The organism is Mesorhizobium sp. M0910, assembly GCF_040319465.1.
In the GTDB taxonomy this organism is placed as follows: domain Bacteria; phylum Pseudomonadota; class Alphaproteobacteria; order Rhizobiales; family Rhizobiaceae; genus Mesorhizobium.
The window spans coordinates 40,939-59,740 of the sequence record NZ_JAMYNZ010000004.1 but is presented as its reverse complement, the minus strand read 5'-3'; the positions used below and the strand labels follow the sequence as shown (position 1 = coordinate 59,740).

The following is an 18,802-nucleotide window of genomic DNA, read 5'->3' as shown; positions in this document are numbered from 1 at the left end:
CCCTATTTGATCGCCTTGTCGGTGATCGCCGTCGTGTAGGCGCCGGTAGGCTCCTTGCTGATGATCTTCTGGTCGAGCAGCGCCTTGGCGGTGCGCTCGTAGGTCGCCGGATCGAGCTTGCCATCGGCATTGTCGATCAGCTTGGCGACTTCGCCCATCATGCGTTTCTGGTGATTCTCGTCCTGGCCGCCATTGTCCATGACGATGCCGGCCGCTTCGTCGGAATTGTCGACGGCGTATTTCCAACCCTTCATCGAAGCGCGCACGAAACGCACCATCTTGTCCTCGAAGGCCGGATCCTTGAGCTTGTCCTCCAGGGCATAGAGCCCGTCTTCGAGCAGATCGTTGCCCATGGCGGAATAGTTGAAGACGGTCAGCTCTTCCGGCTTGTAGCCGGCGTCGATGAGCTGCCAGTACTCGTTATAGGTCATCACCGAAATGCAATCCGCCTGCTTCTGGATCAGCGGCTGCACGTCAAAGCTCTGCTTGAGCACGGTGACGCCGTCCGGCCCGCCATCGGTCTTGAGGCCAAGCTTGTTCATCCAGGCATAGAACGGATACTCGTTGCCGAAGAACCAGACGCCGAGCGTGTGGCCCTTGAAGTCGGCTTCTGTCTTGACCGGCCCGTCCTTCGGGCAGACCAGCTCCATACCGGCTTTCTTGAACGGCTGGGCGATGTTGACCAGCGGCACGCCCTTTTCGCGGGCAGCCAGCGCGCCGCCCATCCAGTCGACGATAACGTCGGCACCGCCGCCGGCGATGACCTGCTCCGGCGCAATATCAGGACCGCCGGGCTTGATCTCGACGTCGAGGCCTTCGGCCTCATAGAAGCCCTTGTCCTTGGCGACATAATAGCCGGCAAACTGGGCCTGCGTGACCCATTTCAGCTGCAGCGTCACCTTGTCCGCGGCCATCGCCTGGAACGCGGCAAGCGACATCGCGCCGGCCAGCATCGAAACAACTAGTCTTTTCATGTTTTTACCCTCTGAAGTTAGCGCCCTAAACCCACCGCCCCTATCCACCACGGACAGAGGGATGCCAAAACGTGATTGCTCTCTCGAAAAAAGCGACCACGCCATAAAAGACCGAACCCGCAAGTGCTGCAACTGCGATTTCGGCCCACACCATGTCGATGTTCATCCGGCCGACTTCCGTCGAAATGCGGAACCCCATGCCGACCACCGGGGTGCCGAAGAACTCGGCGACGATGGCGCCGATCAGCGCCAGCGTCGAATTGATCTTCAACGCATTGAAGATGAAGGGCGCGGCCGCCGGCAGCCGCAGCTTGAACAGCGTCTGCCAATAGCTCGAGGCATAGGTGCGCATCAGGTCGCGCTCCATATGGCCGGAGGCGGCAAGCCCGGCGACGGTGTTCACCAGCATCGGGAAGAAGGTCATGATGATGACCACCGCTGCCTTCGACTGCCAGTCGAAGCCGAACCACATGACCATGATCGGCGCGACGCCGATGATCGGCAGCGCCGATACCATATTGCCGATCGGCAAAAGCCCGCGCCGCAGGAACGGCACGCGGTCGGCGGCGATGGCAACGAGGAAGCCGGCGCTGCTCCCCACCACATAGCCGAAGATGACCGCCTTGAAGATGGTCTGCCTGACATCGGCCCCCAGCACCGGCAGCGAGCCGACGATGCGGGCACCGATGGCGCTTGGCGGCGGCAGCAGGATGAAGGGAATGCCGGCACCACGCGTCACCGCTTCCCAGATGATCAGGATCCAGGCGCCGAAGATGGCCGGAATGATCAGGCGCAGGGCGGTTGACGCCCAGCGCGATATCGGGCGAAACGACGACAAGACCGTGACGCAGCGCCAGGCCAAAAACCACGCGGCGGCGAGCAGCAGATAGAAGGATGCGCGAGCGCTGCCCTCATTGCCGGTTATGCCGGCGAGCAGCATCCACGCCGCGCCATGCGCGCCAAGGAACAGCAACATCACCCCGATCATCGGTGGAAAGTTGTCGGCCTCGATTGCCACGAGCAGCAGAATGAAAATCGAAAGCGTAGTCGCCATGCCGTAACCGGGCGTAGCACTGACGAGCGGCAAAACAAGCAGCGCGCCGACAAACAGGACAAGCGCGGCATACCCCTGCCAGGATCGAGGCGTGATTGAGGAAAGGCTCAGGAGCGAGCTCATGCCGGCCTCCCGCCCATGGCGCGGTCGACAAGGCGCCCGGCAATGCCGACCAGCATAACCAGCAGCGCCGCGACCACCGACCCGGCAACCAGCGCCGACCAGATGTCGATGGTCTGGCTGTAATAGGCACCGGCGAGCAGTTTGGCGCCGATGCCGGCGACGGCGCCGGTCGGCAGCTCGCCGACGATGGCGCCGACCAGGCTGGCGGCCACCGCCACCTTCATCGAGGTGAACAGGAACGGCACCGAGGCCGGCACCCGCAATTTCCAGAAGGTCTGCGAAGGACTGGCATTATAGGTGTGCATCAGGTCGAGATGGGTAAGCTCGGGCGAGCGAAGCCCCTTCACCATGCCGACCGCCACCGGGAAGAAGGACAGATAGGTCGAGATCAGTGCCTTCGGGATCAGCCCGGTGATGCCGACAGCCGCCAGCACAACGATGATCATCGGTGCCACCGCCAGGATCGGAATGGTCTGCGACGCGATGATCCACGGCATCAGGCTGCGGTCGAGCGTCGCCACATGCACGATGCCGACGGCGATGACGATGCCGAGCGCCGTGCCGAAGGCAAAGCCGAGCAGCGTCGACGACAGCGTCACCCAGGCATTGTAGACAAGGCTGCGGTTCGAGGTGATGCTGCGCAGAAAGGTGTTTTCGAAAAAATTCACTGCCACCTGATGCGGCGCCGGCAGCGTCGGCTTCGGCTGCGCCAGCGTCTTGCCGATGAATTCCACAATACCCGGTGTCTGATTGGCGCGGCGGTCGAGATCGCGCTGGAACGGCGTGTTGAGGATGACAGCCATAACGTACCAGACGACGACGACGCCCAGGAGGATCGAGGTCACCGGAACGATCTTGTCGCGAAACGAGTCCATTCTAGCAGGCCTCGCCGGGTAAGCGCCCTCCTCTCCCCAACGGGGAGAGGGTGGCTGGAGCGAAGCGGAGGCCGGGCACTTTCGCCCCGGCATTCGTTTCTTTCGAAGGGCGGAGCAGCCGCGAAGCGGCGTGCGTAAAGGGCGCCCCCAACCACCCCTTCGTCATCCTAGGGCGCAGCGAGGAGCGAAGCGACGCGGCGCAGACCCAAGGATCCATTCCGTTACCTTCCCGTTCCGAAGCGGTGCTGAAAATAGCTCCCTCTCTGGAAGGAACGGCGCTTGCGCTGGCTTGCCCGGCGCTTATTCTCGACCGCTTGCGCGTTTCGGCCGACGTCACGGCATGGATCCTAGGCTCTGCGCACGCCGCTTCGCGGCGGCTCCGCCCTAGGATGACGAATGCACGGTTAGCGCCTCCCTCGCGAGGGCGATGCACCTCCGAACGCGCAAGCCCGTTCCGCGCCGCCTCAATCATCATAGCTGTGCCCTGCCCTCAGCCCGTCGCGCACGCGTGCCGCGATGGCCAGGAACTCCGGCGTCTCGCGGATATCGAGCGGTCGCTTTTTCGGCAGCGTCGATTCTATGACGTCGCTGACACGCCCCGGGCGCGGCGACATGACGATGATGCGCGTCGACAGATAGACCGCCTCGGGGATCGAATGGGTGACGAAGCAGATAGTCTTGTTGGTGCGCTCCCAAAGCTCCAGCAGCTGTTCGTTGAGGTGATCGCGCACGATCTCGTCCAGCGCGCCGAACGGCTCGTCCATCAACAAAAGGTCGGCGTCGAAGGCGAGCGCCCGCGCGATCGAGGCGCGCTGCTGCATGCCGCCCGAAAGCTGCCAGGGGTATTTCTTCTCGAAGCCGCTGAGATTGACAAGGTCGAGGGTTCGCTTGATGCGCGCCGCCTGCTCCGCTCTGGACAGGCCCATGATCTCCAGCGGCAGTGCCACATTGCGCTGGATGGTGCGCCACGGATAAAGTGCGGCCGCCTGGAAGACATAGCCATAGGCGCGGCTCTGGCGCGCCTGCTCGGGCGTCATGCCGTTGACGGAGATGGCTCCCGATGTCGGCTTCTCCAGATCGGCGATGACGCGCAGCAAGGTCGTCTTGCCGCAGCCGGAGGGCCCGATGAAGGACACGAATTCCCCCTTGCCGATCGTCAGGTCGACATTCGACAGCGCCTGTACCGGACCATCATTGGTCTGGAAGGTCAGGCCAAGCTTGCTTGCCGAAACAACGGCTGGGGATACTCCCGTCATCGGCCGTAGCCTGTCGCTTCCGGCCACTGCGGCGCCGGCCGGAATCCCATTGATTTTACCCAGATGTTGCTTTCCACTCGCCCAGTCCTACTCGCCCCAGTTCTATGCGCCCCAGTTCCACGCGCCCTTGTCCCATCAGATAGACGCCCGGAGTTGCCCCGATGTCGCCCAAACCGACTTGCCATCTTATCCGCCCTGAAAGCTCTTATGAAGGCAAGCAGGGCCTGAGTTATTTCGCCGGTATCGCCGCCGAAACAGTCGGCTCGTCCGGCATCTGCATGCATCTGCTGACCATGCCGCCGGGTGCCCGCGCCAAGGCGCATATGCACGAAAACCATGAAACCGCGATCTATGTGCTCTCCGGCGAAGTCCATACCTGGTATGGCGACCGGCTCGAACAGCATATCGTGGTCAAGGCCGGCGATCTTTTCTATATTCCCCCCGGCGTGCCGCATCTGCCGGCCAATCTGAGCGACGGCCCCGCCTCGGCGGTCATTGCCCGAACCGATCCCAACGAACAGGAAAGCGTCGTCCTGCTGCCGGAACTGGATGGGTTGGTCGCCTGACGCCGGCATCGAGGCGGCGGTCGTCATCGGCACCGTCACGAACATGATTTCAGCGGCCCGATCTCCTCAAGGCCGGGAATGGTCACGAAGAAACCGTCCCCTCCTCTGTTGATGACCTTGACGACATCCGTGGTCGTGCCCTTCTCGCCCTCGGCGAAACAGGTGGAGCTCAACAACAGGGTGCCAGGCGCCGTCGTCAGTCGCTGTGCGAACTGGCAGCCGCTGCCATAGGTTTCGACGCCGTCGGCGGTCAGCACGACATAATCGTCGCTGTCCTGATAACCGAGCCGTACACCAGCGCAACCGACCTCATTGCCAAAGGAGCCGGCAAGGACGTCAGCCGCCGCCGGCCCGGCGCCAAGGATCACTGCGGCCATTGAGATAATCGCTCCGTGGCTCGCCAAGCTCAAACGCCCGTCGCCGGAATGCCCGTCCGTTCCACCTTGCGCGGCGCGGAAATTTCCTTCCACGTCGACAGCGCCCGGTTGACCGCCGCGTTCGGCTCGCGAGCGACGAACTCGCCATGGCCGGGCTTCGCCTTGACCTCGTTTTCCTCGATCGACAGTTCGCCGCGCGAGAAGACGAAGCGCGGCAGGCCGGTTACCTCAAAACCTTCGAAGACATTGTAGTCGATCACCGACTGCTGCTTCTTGGCCGTGATCTTCTTCTTGCGCTTCGGGTCCCAGACGATGATGTCGGCGTCCGCGCCTTCGACGATGGCGCCCTTCTTCGGATACATGTTGAGGATCTTGGCGATGTTGGTCGAGGTCACCGCGACGAACTCGTTCATCGTCAGCCGGCCGGTGTTGACGCCGGTCGTCCACAGCACCGGCAAACGATCCTCGAGCCCGCCCGTGCCGTTCGGGATCTTGGTGAAGTCGCCGACGCCGTTGCGCTTCTGTTTGGTGGTGAAGGCACAATGGTCGGTCGCCACCACTTGCAGCGACCCGGCCTGCAGGCCGGCCCACAGCGAATCCTGGTGCAGTTTGTTGCGGAAGGGCGGGCTCATCACCCGGCGCGCCGCATGGTCCCAGTCCTTGTTGAAATATTCGCTCTCGTCCAGCGTCAGGTGCTGGATCAGCGGCTCGCCGAATACCCGCATGCCTTTCTGGCGCGCCCGGCGGATGGCTTCGTGCGCCTGCTCGCAGGAGACATGCACGACGTAGAGCGGCACGCCGGCCATGTCGGCGATCATGATGGCGCGGTTGGTCGCCTCGCCTTCGACTTCAGGCGGGCGCGAATAGGCGTGCCCCTCCGGGCCGCTGTTGCCCGCCGCCAGCAGCTTCTGCGACAGCGCCGCGACCACGTCGCCATTCTCGGCATGGACCAGCGGCAGCGCGCCAAGATCGGCACAGCGCTGGAACGACGAATAGAGCTCGTCGTCATCGACCATCAGCGCGCCCTTGTAGGCCATGAAATGCTTGAACGAGGTAATGCCCCTGTCGACGACGGTGGCCATCTCGTCGAACACCTGCTTGCCCCACCAGGTGATCGCCATGTGGAAGGAATAGTCGCAGGACGCCTTCGAGGTCTTGTTGTCCCACATCTGCAGGGCCTCGAGCAGTGATTGCTGCGGCGCCGGCAGGCAGAAATCGACGACCATGGTCGTGCCGCCGGCAAGGGCCGCGCGGGTACCGGATTCGAAGTCGTCGGCCGAATAGGTGCCCATGAACGGCATTTCGAGATGGGTATGCGGGTCGATGCCGCCCGGCATCACATAGCAGCCGCTGGCGTCGAACTCATGGTCGCCATGCAAATCCGAGCCGATGCCGATGATCTTGCCGTGCTTGAACAGCACATCGGCCTTCCACGTCCGGTCGGCGGTGACGATGGTGCCATTCTTGATGACTTTGGACATTTTCTTGTTCCCTTATTCTCTTCGCGCTTCTTGTGAGCGTCTTGCTTGATCAAACCGGTTCAGGATCGAAGCCGTCTCTACATCACTCCAACTTTCCGCAATATCTCCTCGACGCAACCATCGAACGAACTTGCCAAGTCTCCTGTCGAAAACCGCAGCACACGATAGCCCTGTCGGCCAAACCATGCATCGCGTATTCGATCCTTTTCCATTTGCTCAGGCGTGAAGTGATGCTCTCCGTCCACTTCGATCACGAGGTTCTTCTCATGCAAAACGAAGTCCGCGACGTAAGGTCCGATCGGCGCCTGCTTTCTCGCATGCAGCCCATAGAGGCGACGGAACTCCTTCAACTCAGACCAGAGCTTGCGCTCGCCTTCCGTCATGTTCCGGCGCAGCATCCTTGCACGCTTGATGGCGGCTGGATCGATGGCGCTCGGTGCCAAGACGAGTACCCCCACCCTCAATCTCTTCCCGCAAAGGCAGAGAAATCGCATAAGAATTTTTTGCGAAGAGGGACCCCCACCCTAACCCTCCCCACAAGGGGGAGGGAATGCTGCCGCGCAATCCGACTTACGACCTTGGCGTTGGAAACGTTGGTAATTTGCCGCAGATCAACGCCGACAGGAGTTCCCTCCCCCTTGTGGGGAGGGTTAGGGTGGGGGTCCCTCTTCGCAAGAATCCATCTGGTCCAGCCCAAACCTCTCACGCCACAATCACCGCCGTCTCGACCACCGCATGAAACAGCACGTCGGCGCCGGCCGCTGCCCATTCCTTGGTGATTTCCTCGGCCTCGTTGTGGCTGAGCCCGTCGACACAGGGGCACATCACCATTGCGGTGGGTGCGACGCGGTTGATCCAGCAGGCGTCATGGCCGGCGCCCGAGACGATGTTGCGATGCGTATATCCCAGGCGCTCCGCCGCATCCCGCACAGCCTTGACGCAGCCCGCGTCGAAAGTGACCGGATCGAAATGGCCGACCTGATCGATTTGATATTTGATGTCGAGCGCGTCGCAAATTGTGTCGATGCCGTCGCGGATGCGGCCGTCCATGGCGTCCAGCACCTCCTTTTCCGGCGAGCGGATGTCGATAGTGAAGACGGTGCGCCCGGCAATGATGTTACGCGAGTTCGGATAGACCTCCATATGGCCGACCGCGCCGACGGCGTCGGGTTGGTAGTCCATGGCGATCTCGTGCACCAATTCGATCACCCGCGCCATGCCGAGCCCGGCATTGCGCCGCTTCGGCATCGGCGTCGAGCCGGTATGCGCCTCCTTGCCGGTCAGCGTCACCTGCAGCCATTTCAGTCCCTGGCCGTGGGTGACGACACCGATGTCGATGCCCTCGTCCTCGAGGATCGGGCCCTGCTCGATATGCAATTCGAAGAAGGCGTGGATCTTGCGCTCACCGACTTTCTCGGTGCCCTTCCAGCCGATCCGTTCGAGCTCCTCGCCGAATTTCTTGCCGTCCTTGTCGACATGTGAATAGACGTCGGCCTGGTCGAGCACGCCGGCGAATACCCCGGACGCCATCATCGCCGGCGCAAAGCGGGCGCCTTCCTCGTTGGTCCAGTTGGTGACGACGATCGGATGCTTGGTCTTGATGCCGAGATCGTTGAGCGAGCGCACGACCTCCAGGCCGCCGAGCACGCCGAGCACGCCGTCATACTTGCCGCCGGTCGGCTGGGTGTCGAGATGGCTGCCGACATAGACCGGCGGCAGGCTGGGGTCGGTGCCTTCGCGACGGGCAAACATCGTACCCATCTCGTCGACGCCCATTTCGAGCCCCGCCTCATCGCACCAGCGCTTGAACAGATGCCGCCCTTCGCCGTCCTCGTCAGTAACAGTCTGGCGATTATTGCCGCCGGCAATGCCGGGGCCGATCTTCGCCATCTCCATTATCGAATCCCACAAACGGTCTGAATTGATCCGCAGATTCTCGCCGGGGGCGGCCATATTCTAAAACCTCATCGGTTGCGGCACGCCAGCCTCCCCCTCCCCCTCGAGGGGAGGGTGGCCGCGAAGCGGTCGGGTGGGGTCGGCTGACATGCGCGCGACCTTCTCCTTGACCACCTGTGCGACATGCCAAGCGCTGTTTATGACATCGGGCTCATCGACGCGAAAGATATCGAACCCAAGCGATCGCAGATAGGCATCACGGACGGCGTCGTGCCGTTTGCCCTTCTCCTGTTCGTGCAAGTCGCCATCCACTTCCACCACCAGCTTTACAGCGAGGCAAGCGAAGTCGACGATATACGGTCCGATGGGGCACTGGCGCCGGAACTTGATGCCGGCCGATTTCAGCTCGCGCAGTTCATACCAAAGCAGGGATTCGCCCTTGGTCGCGTGAACTCGCAGCGCCCGTGCCTTTTGGCGCATTTCGAAGCTCACACGGGTACGGGGCATCAAAAACGACCTCGCAGCAAAAGATCAGGTCGGCGCACTGCCGCACCGACCCCACCCGGCCGCTTCGCGGCCACCCTCCCCTCAAGGGGGAGGGATATCCGCGCCCGGTTCTTCAATCCACCGCCCTCAGCACTTCGCGCACATGGTCGATCAATTCGTTGATCTGGCCTTTGGTGATGATCAGCGGCGGTGACAGCGCGATGATGTCGCCGGTGGTGCGGATCAATGCACCGCGCTCGAACGCCTTGACGAAAGCCGAGAAGGCCCGCTTCGTTGGCTGGCCGGCGATCGGCGCCAGCTCGATCGCGCCGATCAGGCCGATGTTTCTGATATCGATGACGTTCGGCTCGCCCTTCAGCGAGTGCAGCGCGTCCTCCCAGTACGGCGCCAGTTCCTCGCCGCGCGTCAGCAGCCCTTCTTCCTTGTAGGTGTCAAGCGTGCCCAGCGCTGCCGCGCAGGCGATCGGATTGCCCGAATAGGTGTAGCCGTGGAAGAACTCGATCATGTGCTCGGGGCCGGTCATGAAGGCGTCGTGGATTTCCTTCTTCACGAACACCGCGCCCATCGGGATGACGCCGTTGGAGACGCCCTTCGCCGTGGTCATGATATCCGGCGTGACGCCGAAATAGTCGGCGGCAAACGGCGTACCGAGACGGCCGAAACCGGTGATGACTTCGTCGAAGATCAGCAAGATGCCGTGCTTGGTGCAGATCTCGCGAAGCTTCTGCAAATAGCCCTTCGGCGGCAGGATGACGCCGGTGGAACCGGCAACCGGCTCGACGATGACGGCGGCGATGGTCGAGGCGTCGTGCAAGGCGACGATGCGCTCCAGCTCGTTCGCCAGTTCCGCGCCATGCTCCGGCACGCCCTTGGTGAAAGAGTTCTTTTCCGGCAGATGCGTGTGGGGCATGTGATCGACGCCGCCGAGCAGCGTGCCGAACATCTTGCGGTTGGTGACAATGCCGCCGACGGAGATGCCGCCGAAATTGACGCCGTGATAGCCGCGTTCGCGGCCGATCAGACGGGTGCGCGAGCCCTCGCCTTTGGCGCGGTGATAGGCGATCGCCATCTTCAGCGCGGTCTCGACCGATTCCGAGCCGGAATTCGTGAAGAACACATGGTCCATGCCCTTCGGCGCGATGTCGACCAGCCGGTTCGCCAGCTCGAACACGATCGGATGGCCCATCTGGAACGCCGGCGCATAGTCGAGCTCGGCCGCCTGGCTCTGGATCGCCTCGGTGATCTTCGGGCGGCAGTGGCCGGCATTGACGCACCACAGGCCGGCAGTGCCGTCGAGAACCTTGCGCCCGTCGCTGGTCGTGTAATGCATGTCCTTGGCCGACACCATCATGCGCGGCGCCTGCTTGAACTGCCGGTTTGCCGTGAACGGCATCCAGAATGCGCTGAGATCGTTCGGCGTGACTTTCAGCCGGTTGGACATGACCAAGACTTCCCCTTGTAACCTGTTTCGGTGCGGCTAACGCTTGGTCTTACCAACGCTTGGTCTTCGCGACGTTTTCGTGCTACGCAAATTTTTGACCGGTTGGACAAACGTTAGCACCGCCTTATCAGCGGTCAAGGGATTACTAGCGGAAATGCGGCTTTCGAAGTGCGCTCCACAGGGCGAGGAAAAACTGGTCCAGAGAATTGGTCCAGACACTCCTCGCGGCGAAAGTTTTTCGGGGTGACGGGGGCGGTCGAAAGCTCCGCTCCTCGCCGCACCCGCATCCAGCTGGAAAAGCGCGAGCTCATCCTCGAGGCGGCGCTCGAAGTCTTCTCGACCAACGGTTTTCGCGGCTCGACCATCGACCAGATCGCTGAAGCCGCCGGCATGTCGAAGCCGAACCTGCTCTATTATTTCCGCCGCAAGGAGGACATCCACAAGACGCTGATGCAGCGGCTTCTCGACACCTGGCTGGCGCCGCTGCGCGAACTCGACGATATCGGCGACCCCTTGACCGAACTGCGCAGCTACATCAGGCGCAAGCTCGAAATGGCGCGCGATTTCCCGCGCGAGAGCCGCCTGTTCGCCAACGAGATCCTGCAGGGCGCGCCGCGCATCATGCCGATGCTGGAAGGCGAGTTGAAGACGTTGGTCGACGAGAAAGCCAACGTCATCAAGGGCTGGATGCGCGCCGGCAAGATTGCCCGCACCGACCCCTGGCACCTGATCTTCTCGATCTGGGCGACGACCCAGCATTATGCCGATTTCGACGTCCAGGTCCGCGCCGTGCTCGGCCCCGACCGCGGCGGCGACGGCCGCTTCGAGGATGCCGCAAGGTTTCTCGAGCAGCTGTTCATCGACGGGCTGAAGCCGAAGGGCTGAGGCAGCTCGGCTGTCGCAAACCTCCCCCATTGCTTCGTCATCCTGGGGCGCAGCAAGGAGCGGAGCGACGCAGCGCAGACCCCAGGATGACGAAGCTGGGCTCACGCGCTGCGCCGCTCGGCCGGCAGCGCATCGAGCAGCTTCTGCAGCTTGGCGATCGAGTTCTGCTCGGCGAGCGGCGTGTAGACGATCAGCTTCATGTCCGAGCCGTCGTCGATCGACAGGCTCATATGCTCGAACGCCATGGCACCCGCTGTCGGATGCCTGACATGCTTTACACCCGACAGGTTACGGGCCACGTCGCGTAGCGGCCACCAGGCGCGAAACTCCGGGCTCGAGCGCGTCATCAGCGCGATCAGCCGCTCGAAATCCGGATCGCCGACATATCTGGCGCTTTCTGCCCGGAATGACGCCAGCACGGCACGTGCCAGTTCCTCCCAATCAACGAGCAGGCGCCGATGCTGCGGGCTGGTGAAAACCATATGGACGATGTTGCGGGCATCGCCCTCCAGCAGGCCATAGTCGCCGAACACGGCTGCCGCAGCAGAATTCCAGGCCAGCACGTCCCAGCGCCGCCCAAGGACATAGGCCGGCTGCAGGACCAGGCTCTGCAGCATGTGCAGCAACGGGCTATCGACTTTTTCCGGCGCGTCGACGCGACGCTCCGGCTGCGGCCGGCCGGCAAGAATGAACAGATGCCGTTGCTCGGCCGTGTCCAGGCGCAGCGCCCGGCTGAGCGCCGTCAGCACTTCCACCGACGGCCGAACGTCGCGGCCCTGCTCCAGCCAGGTGTACCAGGTCGTGCTAACGCCGGCGATCATCGCCACCTCCTCGCGGCGCAGCCCGGGTGTGCGCCGGCGCAGGCCGGTCGAGATGCCCGTGGCCGATGGCGTCAGCCTTTCGCGCCGCGAACGCAGAAAGGCGCCAAGCTCGCGGCGACGGCTGCCTTCGGCAGAATGCGTGGTGGAATCCATCGGCGCTATTATAGCAGTACCGATACCAGGATAAAGTTTGAACTGTTTGGCATGCGTCTGGTGCCCCATCTTTCTGCTCAGAGCGATGACATGGAGGCTCTGAACATGGAACTGAAAGACAAGACGATCCTGATTACCGGCTCAACCGACGGCGTCGGCCGCGTTGTCGCGCAACGGCTCGGCGCCGGCGGCGCCGGCATCCTGGTGCATGGCCGCGACGCGACAAGGGGCAAGGCGATCGTGACCGAGATCGAAGCCGCCGGCGGCAAGGCCGAGCTTCTTGTCGCCGATCTCTCCTCCCTGGCCGAGGTCCGCCGCCTCGCCGAAGCCGTCCGCGCCAGGACCAAGCGGCTCGATATCCTCATCAACAATGCCGGCGTTGGCACCGCCGGCCCCAACGCGAAACGGCAGGTCAGCGCCGACGGCTACGAGCTGCGCTTTGCCGTCAACTACCTCGCCGGTTTCCTGCTCACCACGGAGCTGCTGCCACTGCTCAAGGCCAGCGCGCCGGCGCGCATCATCAATGTCGCCTCGGCCGGGCAACGGGCGATCGACTTCAGGGATGTCATGCTGACCCGCTCCTACGACGGCGTTCGTGCCTACTGCCAGAGCAAGCTGGCGCAGATCATGTTCACCATCGATCTGGCGGAGCAGCTGAACGGCACCGGCGTCACGGTCAACAGCCTGCATCCGGCAAGCTACATGAACACCACGATGGTGCGGCAGGCGGGCGTCACACCCTGGAGTTCGGTCGAAACCGGTGCCGAAGCCATCATCAATCTCGCCACATCGCCGGCGCTCGAAGGGCGAAGCGGCCTCTATTTCGACGGCCAGAGAGAATCCCGTGCCGATGCGCAAGCCTATGACGTGAAGGCGAGGCAGCAGTTGCGCGAATTGAGTCTCGGCCTTGTCGGGCTCGCACCCGTTTCCGCAACATCGAAGAAAGAAAATTCATGACCGAGAAAACGCAGCACGCCGTGATCGTCGGCGGCTCCTCCGGCATCGGCCTCGCCACCGCGAAAAAGCTGCTTGGCCCGGGCATGAAGGTGACGATCACCGGGCGCAACCGGGAAAGGCTCGACAACGCATGGCAAAGCCTTGGCGGCGCGGTCGAAAAAGCTGCCTTCGATGCCGCGAAGCCGGACGAGGTTCGCCGGTTCTTCAACGAACTCGGGCCTTTCGATCACCTGGTGCTGGCCGCCAGCGGCGGCAAGGGGCTCGGCCCGTTCGAAACACTTGACTTGACCGATATCGGCGGCGGCGTCGACGAGAAGGTCCGGCCACAGCTCTCCTGCCTGCAGGCCGCCTTGCCGACGCTGAACAAGAGCGGCTCGGTGACTTTCATCTCGGCAGTGTCGGCGCAATTGTCGGCGCCGGGTGTCGCCGGCATCGCCGCCGTCAACGGCATGCTGCTGACCGTGGTGCCGATCCTGGCAATGGAGCTGAAGCCGTTACGCGTCAATGTCGTGGCGCCAGGCGTCATCGACACGCCCTGGTGGGACTTTTTACCCGATGAACAGCGCCATGCGGTGTTTGCCGATTATGCCGGCAAGACACCGGTCGGCCGTATCGGCCGCGCCGAGGACGTCGCCGAGGCAATTGCGTTCCTGGTCTCGAACAGCTTCGTCACCGGCCAGGTGCTGACCTGCGACGGCGGCTTGCGGTATGCGGCGTAAGGCGGCTGCCTCCACGAGGCGTGTCAAAGCGACTGCGCGATCAGCGCCAGAAATCCTCCGGCCAGCGCGACGTTGCCGACAAAGCCGTTGATGCGGGACGCGCGCTCAGGCCCCTGATGATCCCAGAAGTTATGGAACATCGGCGTGGCGACGATCAGGAACAGGATCAGGCATGCCGCCGCCGGAGCGGTCCAGATGCCCGCGATCACCAGCGCTCCGGCAATGATTTGCAGGACGATCCCCAGCCAAAGAACCAGCCGTGCCTGCGGCACGCCGCGCGTCGTCATCAATTGGCTCACCAACGCCGCGTTCTGAATGTTGCGCAGGCCGGCAAAGACAAAGGCGCCGCCAAGCAGCAGGCGGGCGGCGAATAGGATGTCACTATCAAAGTTTGAAAACATGCTGTCGGGTCCTCGGGCAGAAAAGAGGCGCGCGGCGGAAGGCCGCGCGCCTGGTCCATGCTCAGGCGGCCAAGACTGCTGGCATCGGATGGATTGCATGAAACGGAACGCAAAGCCGGTTCCAGGTGTTGATCATGCCGAGCGCAACCGAGAGCTTGACCAGCTCCTCTTCCGAGAAATATTCGAGCGTCCTTGCATAGAGTTCGTCCGACACACCGTTGTCGGCAATCCTGGTCAGCGCGTCGGTCCAGGCCAAGGCCGCGCGTTCGCGCTCTGAAAACAGCGGCGATTCCTTCCAGGCGGAGACGAGATAGAGCCGCTGCTCGCTTTCGCCGTCGCGGCGCGCTTCGCGGCTATGCATCTCGACGCAATACGAGCAGCCGTTGATCTGCGACGCCCTGAGCTTGATCAGATGCAACAGGCTTTTTTCGAGCCCGCATTCGTCGACTGCCTTGTTGAGCGCCGACACCGCCTTCATGATCTCCGGCGCCGCGCCGAAAAATTGCAGCCTCTGTTTCATCGTCTGTAGCCTTTCATGCTTGCTTGGTTGAACCTGATTTCTGCGGCCGCCGATGGCGCTCGACGAAGGCGCAGTTCGCGGCGACCGAACGGGGATCGGCATCGGCGGTGTATTCTGCAACGATGTCGGACAGCCGGGCGTCGGCGAGCGCGGCGCGATAGGCACGCTCGGCCTTCAGCATGGCTACGTTGATGCCGCAGGGTTTGACATAGACCGAGGCATTGAGCTTCGCTGGGCCGCGCTGGCGGATTTCGGCGCAGCGGAACGCCGGTTCACGCCCCTCGACGGCCAGCACGATATCGAGCAGCGTTATGCGTTCCGCCGGCCGCGCCAGCCGGTAGCCGCCGGACGGCCCCGGCACTGATTCCAGAATGCCGGACGCAGTCAGCGCGTTGAGATGCTTAAGCAGATAGCTCGGCGACAGCCCGAACGCTTCGGCCATGGCAGCACCTGGCAAGGTCGCGGCGCCATCAACGCCGGCGAGCATCGCGGCGCAGTGGATGGCCGCTTCGACGCCTTCGCCCAGCTTCATTTCGCTCTCCTGTTCATGGATATAGATTATCTTGGATATCTTTTATCCGCAATTGGAAAGTCAAAAAGCGGCGCCCATGGACGCCGCTTTTTTCGCAATGCTATTCCGCCGCCACCTTGGCCATCGGATTGTTGGGATGCGTCGTCCAGTTGGCATAGATCGGCGACACTGGCCTACCAGTGCGCTCATCGATCGCGCCAACCGCCAGTGGCTCCATGGTGATGCAGTTCTCGACCGGGCAGACATTGACGCAGAGATTGCAGCCGACGCATTCGGCCTCGATCACCTCGAAATGCCTGACGCCGTCGACGATTGCGGTGATCGCCTGGTGCGAGGTGTCCTCGCAGGCGATGTGGCAGCGGCCGCATTTGATGCAGGCATCCTGGTCGATACGCGCCTTGGCGACGTAGTTGAGGTTGAGATACTGCCAGTCGGTGACGTTGGGCGTGGCACGGCCAACGATGTCGTCGAGCGTGGCATGGCCCTTCTCGTCCATCCAGTTTTCCAGGCCGGCGATCATCTCCTGCACGATCTTGAAGCCGTAGGTCATCGCCGCCGTGCACACCTGCACATTGCCGGCGCCGAGCGCCATGAATTCGGCGGCGTCGCGCCAGGTGGTGATGCCGCCGATACCGGAGATCGGCAGGCCATGCGTTTCCGGATCGCGCGCGATCTCGGCCACCATGTTCATGGCGATCGGCTTCACCGCCGGACCGCAATAGCCGCCATGCGAACCTTTGCCGTCAATCGTCGGCTCCGGTGCGAAATTGTCGAGATTGACGCCGGTGATCGAATTGATGGTGTTGATCAGCGACACCGCGTCGGTGCCGCCGGCAAGCGCAGCTCGTGCCGGCTTGCGTATGTCGGTGATGTTGGGCGTCAGCTTGGTGATGACAGGCATGCGGGTGTTGGCCTTGCACCAGCGCACCACCAATTCGATGTACTCCGGCACCTGGCCGACCGCCGCACCCATGCCGCGTTCCGACATGCCATGCGGGCAGCCGAAATTGAGTTCGATGCCGTCAGCGCCGGTCTCCTCGACTACCGGCAGGATGGCCTTCCAGGCATGCTCCTCGCAAGGCACCATCAGCGAGACGACGATCGCCCGGTCGGGCCAGTCCATCTTGACCTGCTTGATCTCGCGCAGATTGACCTGCAGGTCGCGGTCGGTGATCAGCTCGATGTTGTTGAGGCCGAGCAGACGACGGTCGGCGCCCCAGATCGCGCCGTAGCGCGGACCGTTGACGTTGACCACCGGCGGGCCCTCTTCGCCGAGCGTCTTCCATACCACGCCGCCCCAGCCCGCCTTGAAGGCGCGAATGACATTATAGGCCTTGTCGGTCGGCGGCGCCGAAGCCAGCCAGAACGGGTTCGGCGACTTGATGCCGACGAAATTGTTGCGGATGTCTGCCATGCTCATGCCCTCCCGTTCGAGGTCAGTGCCCGATGAATGCTTTCCGCCGCGTCGCGGCCTTGTGCGACGGCCGAGACTGTCAGGTCGTCGCCGCCGAAAATGCAGTCGCCGCCAGCCCAGACATTGGCCAGCGAGGTGCGCCCTTCCGCATCGACCTTGATGCGGCCGGCTTCCAGCGCGACCTCCGCACCGCTGCCGTTGAGCGCAGCCGGGACAAAGCTCTGGCCGATCGCCTTGAACACCTGATCGGAGACGAGCGTCAGCCGCTCGCCGGTGCCGACGAGCCTGTCGCCGTCCATCGCGGTGTATTCGAGCTCGATCGCCGACACCTTGCCGGCATCGGCAATGACCCGCTTCGGCTGCAACCAGTGCCGGATGATGACGCCGTTGGCGGCAGCCAGATCCTGCTCGAATTCGGAGGCATTCATGTGCTCCGGGCCGCGCCGATAGCAGATCGTCACCTCTTCGGCTCCGAGCAGCTTCGACTGCACCGCCGCGTCGATCGCCGTCATGCCGCCGCCGATGACGACAACACGCCGGCCGACCGGCAGGCTGGCCAGATCGCTGGCCTGACGAAGCTCGGCAATGAACTCGACGGCATTGCTGACGCCTTGCGCCTCCTCGCCATCCGCTCGCAAGGCATTGACGCCGGCAAGCCCCATGCCGAGGAACACCGCATCGTAATTCCTGGTCAGGTCCGACAGCTGGTAATCACGGCCGAGCGCCTTGCCGTTCTGGATGTCGATGCCGCCGATCGACGTGACATAGTCGACTTCGGCCTGGGCAAAATTGTCGACGCTCTTATAGGCGGCGATACCGTACTCATTGAGGCCGCCGGGCTTCGGGCGGGCTTCCAGGATGGTCACGTCGTGGCCGTGGCGGGCAAGCCGATGCGCGGCGGCAAGCCCGGCCGGTCCGGCGCCGACCACGGCGACCGTTTTGCCGGTCGGTTCGGAGCGGTTGTAGAACTGCTTGTTTTCGGCCATGGCGACATCGGTGGCGTAGCGCTGAAGGCGACCAATCTGCACCGGCTTGCCTTCGGCCACCTCCCGCACGCAGACCTCTTCGCACAACGTCTCGGTCGGGCAGACGCGGGCGCACATACCGCCCAAAATGTTCTGATCGAAAATCGTCTTGGCCGAACCGATCGGATTGCCGGTCGAAATCTGGCGGATGAACAGCGGGATGTCGATCGAGGTCGGACACGCATTCATGCACGGCGCGTCATAGCAGAAATAGCAGCGGTCGGACTCGACCAGCGCCTCGTGATGATCGAGTGGCGGGTGCAGGTCGGCGAAATTGTCGGCATATTGGTCCGGCGAGAGCCGCCCGCCGGCAATGCCTTGCTTGAACTGGCCTTCTGGCATCGTCAGTTCCCCATGTTCTTGTTTTGGGGAAGGCTAGCACGTTTTGTTTTTTTATCAATTGGTCAATTTTCGGCGCAAACTGCTGGAAAGCCACGAATAAACATGACAAGTGTACTCATGTTACCAAAGCCGCCGACAGGGAAGCTTGGCCATAGCGGCACTGCCGTTGCTGGACTGAGTGGTCAGCCTGGTAAGCTTAGCGTTGGTTTTGATCACCGAAGGCAAAGGGCCCTGAAGTCTTCGTCCGTCAGCTGCGTCCAGCTGCCATCGGGGCCGGGATCGGCCTCCTCCCGATGGCACAGCGCGACAAGTTCGGAAGTGAGCGACATCCGGCGCATGGATCAACGACCCCTCGTTGACTGCGAGCAAAGTCGAAAACCGCAGGGCGCGCAACCCGGTAACATTTCCAATTTGCCGTCATCTTTTTTGGTTGGCTGTCGGATTTTCGTCGTGAAGATCGTCCTAGAATGGATCGCGCATGAT

General features: G+C 62.8%; 20 protein-coding genes and 1 pseudogene. 4 read left to right on the top strand and 17 right to left on the bottom strand.

The features are described 5' to 3' along the window. Positions 1–2 precede the first annotated feature (2 nt). From NKH78_RS11255 to NKH78_RS11240, 4 genes are all read right to left on the bottom strand, one after another. Positions 3–974, bottom strand: a complete 972-nt coding sequence (locus tag NKH78_RS11255; RefSeq protein ID WP_254819029.1) for an ABC transporter substrate-binding protein — start codon at positions 972–974, stop codon at positions 3–5. Between the two features lie 40 nt (positions 975–1,014). Then, positions 1,015–2,151: an ABC transporter permease gene (locus NKH78_RS11250; RefSeq protein ID WP_352740440.1), complete on the bottom strand. Its 1,137-nt coding sequence runs from the start codon at positions 2,149–2,151 to the stop codon at positions 1,015–1,017. Continuing rightward, positions 2,148–3,026 (bottom strand): ABC transporter permease, encoded by an 879-nt coding sequence (locus NKH78_RS11245; protein WP_254819031.1) that lies wholly within the window; start codon positions 3,024–3,026, stop codon positions 2,148–2,150. The genes NKH78_RS11250 and NKH78_RS11245 overlap by 4 nt, the downstream gene beginning before the upstream one ends. 464 nt (positions 3,027–3,490) lie before the next feature. Further along, positions 3,491–4,282: an ABC transporter ATP-binding protein gene (locus NKH78_RS11240; protein WP_352471507.1), complete on the bottom strand. Its 792-nt coding sequence runs from the start codon at positions 4,280–4,282 to the stop codon at positions 3,491–3,493. A 161-nt stretch (positions 4,283–4,443) separates the two neighbouring features. Between NKH78_RS11240 and NKH78_RS11235 the strand changes: the two genes are divergently transcribed. Then, on the top strand, positions 4,444–4,848 hold the full coding sequence (locus NKH78_RS11235; RefSeq protein ID WP_023675871.1) for a cupin domain-containing protein: 405 nt from the start codon (positions 4,444–4,446) through the stop codon (positions 4,846–4,848). 35 nt (positions 4,849–4,883) lie between these two features. On the opposite strand, the gene NKH78_RS11230 is transcribed toward NKH78_RS11235, so the two are convergent. The 6 genes from NKH78_RS11230 to aptA form a co-directional block, all read right to left on the bottom strand. After that, positions 4,884–5,225, bottom strand: coding sequence for a hypothetical protein (locus tag NKH78_RS11230; protein ID WP_352471506.1), 342 nt, complete (start codon positions 5,223–5,225; stop codon positions 4,884–4,886). Positions 5,226–5,254: 29 nt separating this feature from the next. Then, complete coding sequence (hydA, locus tag NKH78_RS11225; protein WP_352851542.1) at positions 5,255–6,706, bottom strand: dihydropyrimidinase; 1,452 nt, start codon at positions 6,704–6,706, stop codon at positions 5,255–5,257. 77 nt (positions 6,707–6,783) lie between these two features. Further along, a complete protein-coding gene (locus NKH78_RS11220) occupies positions 6,784–7,164 on the bottom strand; it encodes an endonuclease domain-containing protein (RefSeq protein WP_352740428.1) in 381 nt (126 codons plus the stop codon). 244 nt (positions 7,165–7,408) lie between these two features. Then, a complete protein-coding gene (locus tag NKH78_RS11215) occupies positions 7,409–8,659 on the bottom strand; it encodes a Zn-dependent hydrolase (protein WP_352882907.1) in 1,251 nt (416 codons plus the stop codon). A gap of 3 nt (positions 8,660–8,662) precedes the next feature. Further along, positions 8,663–9,082: an endonuclease domain-containing protein gene (locus NKH78_RS11210; protein WP_352740424.1), complete on the bottom strand. Its 420-nt coding sequence runs from the start codon at positions 9,080–9,082 to the stop codon at positions 8,663–8,665. Between the two features lie 139 nt (positions 9,083–9,221). Then, entirely contained in the window at positions 9,222–10,550 is a 1,329-nt protein-coding gene (gene aptA, locus NKH78_RS11205) for an omega-aminotransferase AptA (RefSeq protein WP_352471500.1), read from the bottom strand. A 243-nt stretch (positions 10,551–10,793) separates the two neighbouring features. On the opposite strand from aptA, the gene NKH78_RS11200 reads away from it, so the two are divergent. Beyond that, positions 10,794–11,435 carry a TetR family transcriptional regulator C-terminal domain-containing protein gene (locus NKH78_RS11200; protein ID WP_352491100.1) on the top strand — a complete coding sequence of 214 codons (642 nt, stop codon included), beginning with the start codon at positions 10,794–10,796 and terminating at the stop codon, positions 11,433–11,435. A gap of 101 nt (positions 11,436–11,536) precedes the next feature. On the opposite strand, the gene NKH78_RS11195 is transcribed toward NKH78_RS11200, so the two are convergent. Next, on the bottom strand, positions 11,537–12,409 hold the full coding sequence (locus NKH78_RS11195) for a helix-turn-helix transcriptional regulator (RefSeq protein WP_352882905.1): 873 nt from the start codon (positions 12,407–12,409) through the stop codon (positions 11,537–11,539). A 105-nt stretch (positions 12,410–12,514) separates the two neighbouring features. On the opposite strand from NKH78_RS11195, the gene NKH78_RS11190 reads away from it, so the two are divergent. Both NKH78_RS11190 and NKH78_RS11185 read left to right on the top strand, forming a co-directional pair. Beyond that, positions 12,515–13,366, top strand: a complete 852-nt coding sequence (locus NKH78_RS11190) for an SDR family NAD(P)-dependent oxidoreductase (RefSeq protein WP_352882903.1) — start codon at positions 12,515–12,517, stop codon at positions 13,364–13,366. After that, entirely contained in the window at positions 13,363–14,085 is a 723-nt protein-coding gene (locus NKH78_RS11185) for an SDR family oxidoreductase (RefSeq protein WP_352831254.1), read from the top strand. Before NKH78_RS11190 ends, NKH78_RS11185 begins: the two co-directional genes overlap by 4 nt. Before the next feature lie 23 nt (positions 14,086–14,108). Here NKH78_RS11185 and NKH78_RS11180 read toward each other — a convergent pair whose 3' ends face one another. From NKH78_RS11180 to NKH78_RS11155, 6 genes and pseudogenes are all read right to left on the bottom strand, one after another. Further along, a complete protein-coding gene (locus NKH78_RS11180; protein ID WP_352882901.1) occupies positions 14,109–14,486 on the bottom strand; it encodes a DoxX family protein in 378 nt (125 codons plus the stop codon). A 61-nt stretch (positions 14,487–14,547) separates the two neighbouring features. Beyond that, positions 14,548–15,006, bottom strand: coding sequence for a carboxymuconolactone decarboxylase family protein (locus NKH78_RS11175; protein WP_352505556.1), 459 nt, complete (start codon positions 15,004–15,006; stop codon positions 14,548–14,550). A gap of 13 nt (positions 15,007–15,019) precedes the next feature. Then, positions 15,020–15,538 carry an RrF2 family transcriptional regulator gene (locus NKH78_RS11170; RefSeq protein WP_352819135.1) on the bottom strand — a complete coding sequence of 173 codons (519 nt, stop codon included), beginning with the start codon at positions 15,536–15,538 and terminating at the stop codon, positions 15,020–15,022. Between the two features lie 100 nt (positions 15,539–15,638). Beyond that, positions 15,639–16,952, bottom strand: coding sequence for an NAD-dependent dihydropyrimidine dehydrogenase subunit PreA (gene preA / locus NKH78_RS11165; RefSeq protein ID WP_352882899.1), 1,314 nt, complete (start codon positions 16,950–16,952; stop codon positions 15,639–15,641). Between the two features lie 2 nt (positions 16,953–16,954). Continuing rightward, positions 16,955–18,319: an NAD(P)-dependent oxidoreductase gene (locus NKH78_RS11160; protein ID WP_352882897.1), complete on the bottom strand. Its 1,365-nt coding sequence runs from the start codon at positions 18,317–18,319 to the stop codon at positions 16,955–16,957. A 215-nt stretch (positions 18,320–18,534) separates the two neighbouring features. Beyond that, positions 18,535–18,657, bottom strand: a pseudogene (locus tag NKH78_RS11155) (gamma-glutamylcyclotransferase); the annotation flags it as partial. Positions 18,658–18,802: the final 145 nt, after the last annotated feature.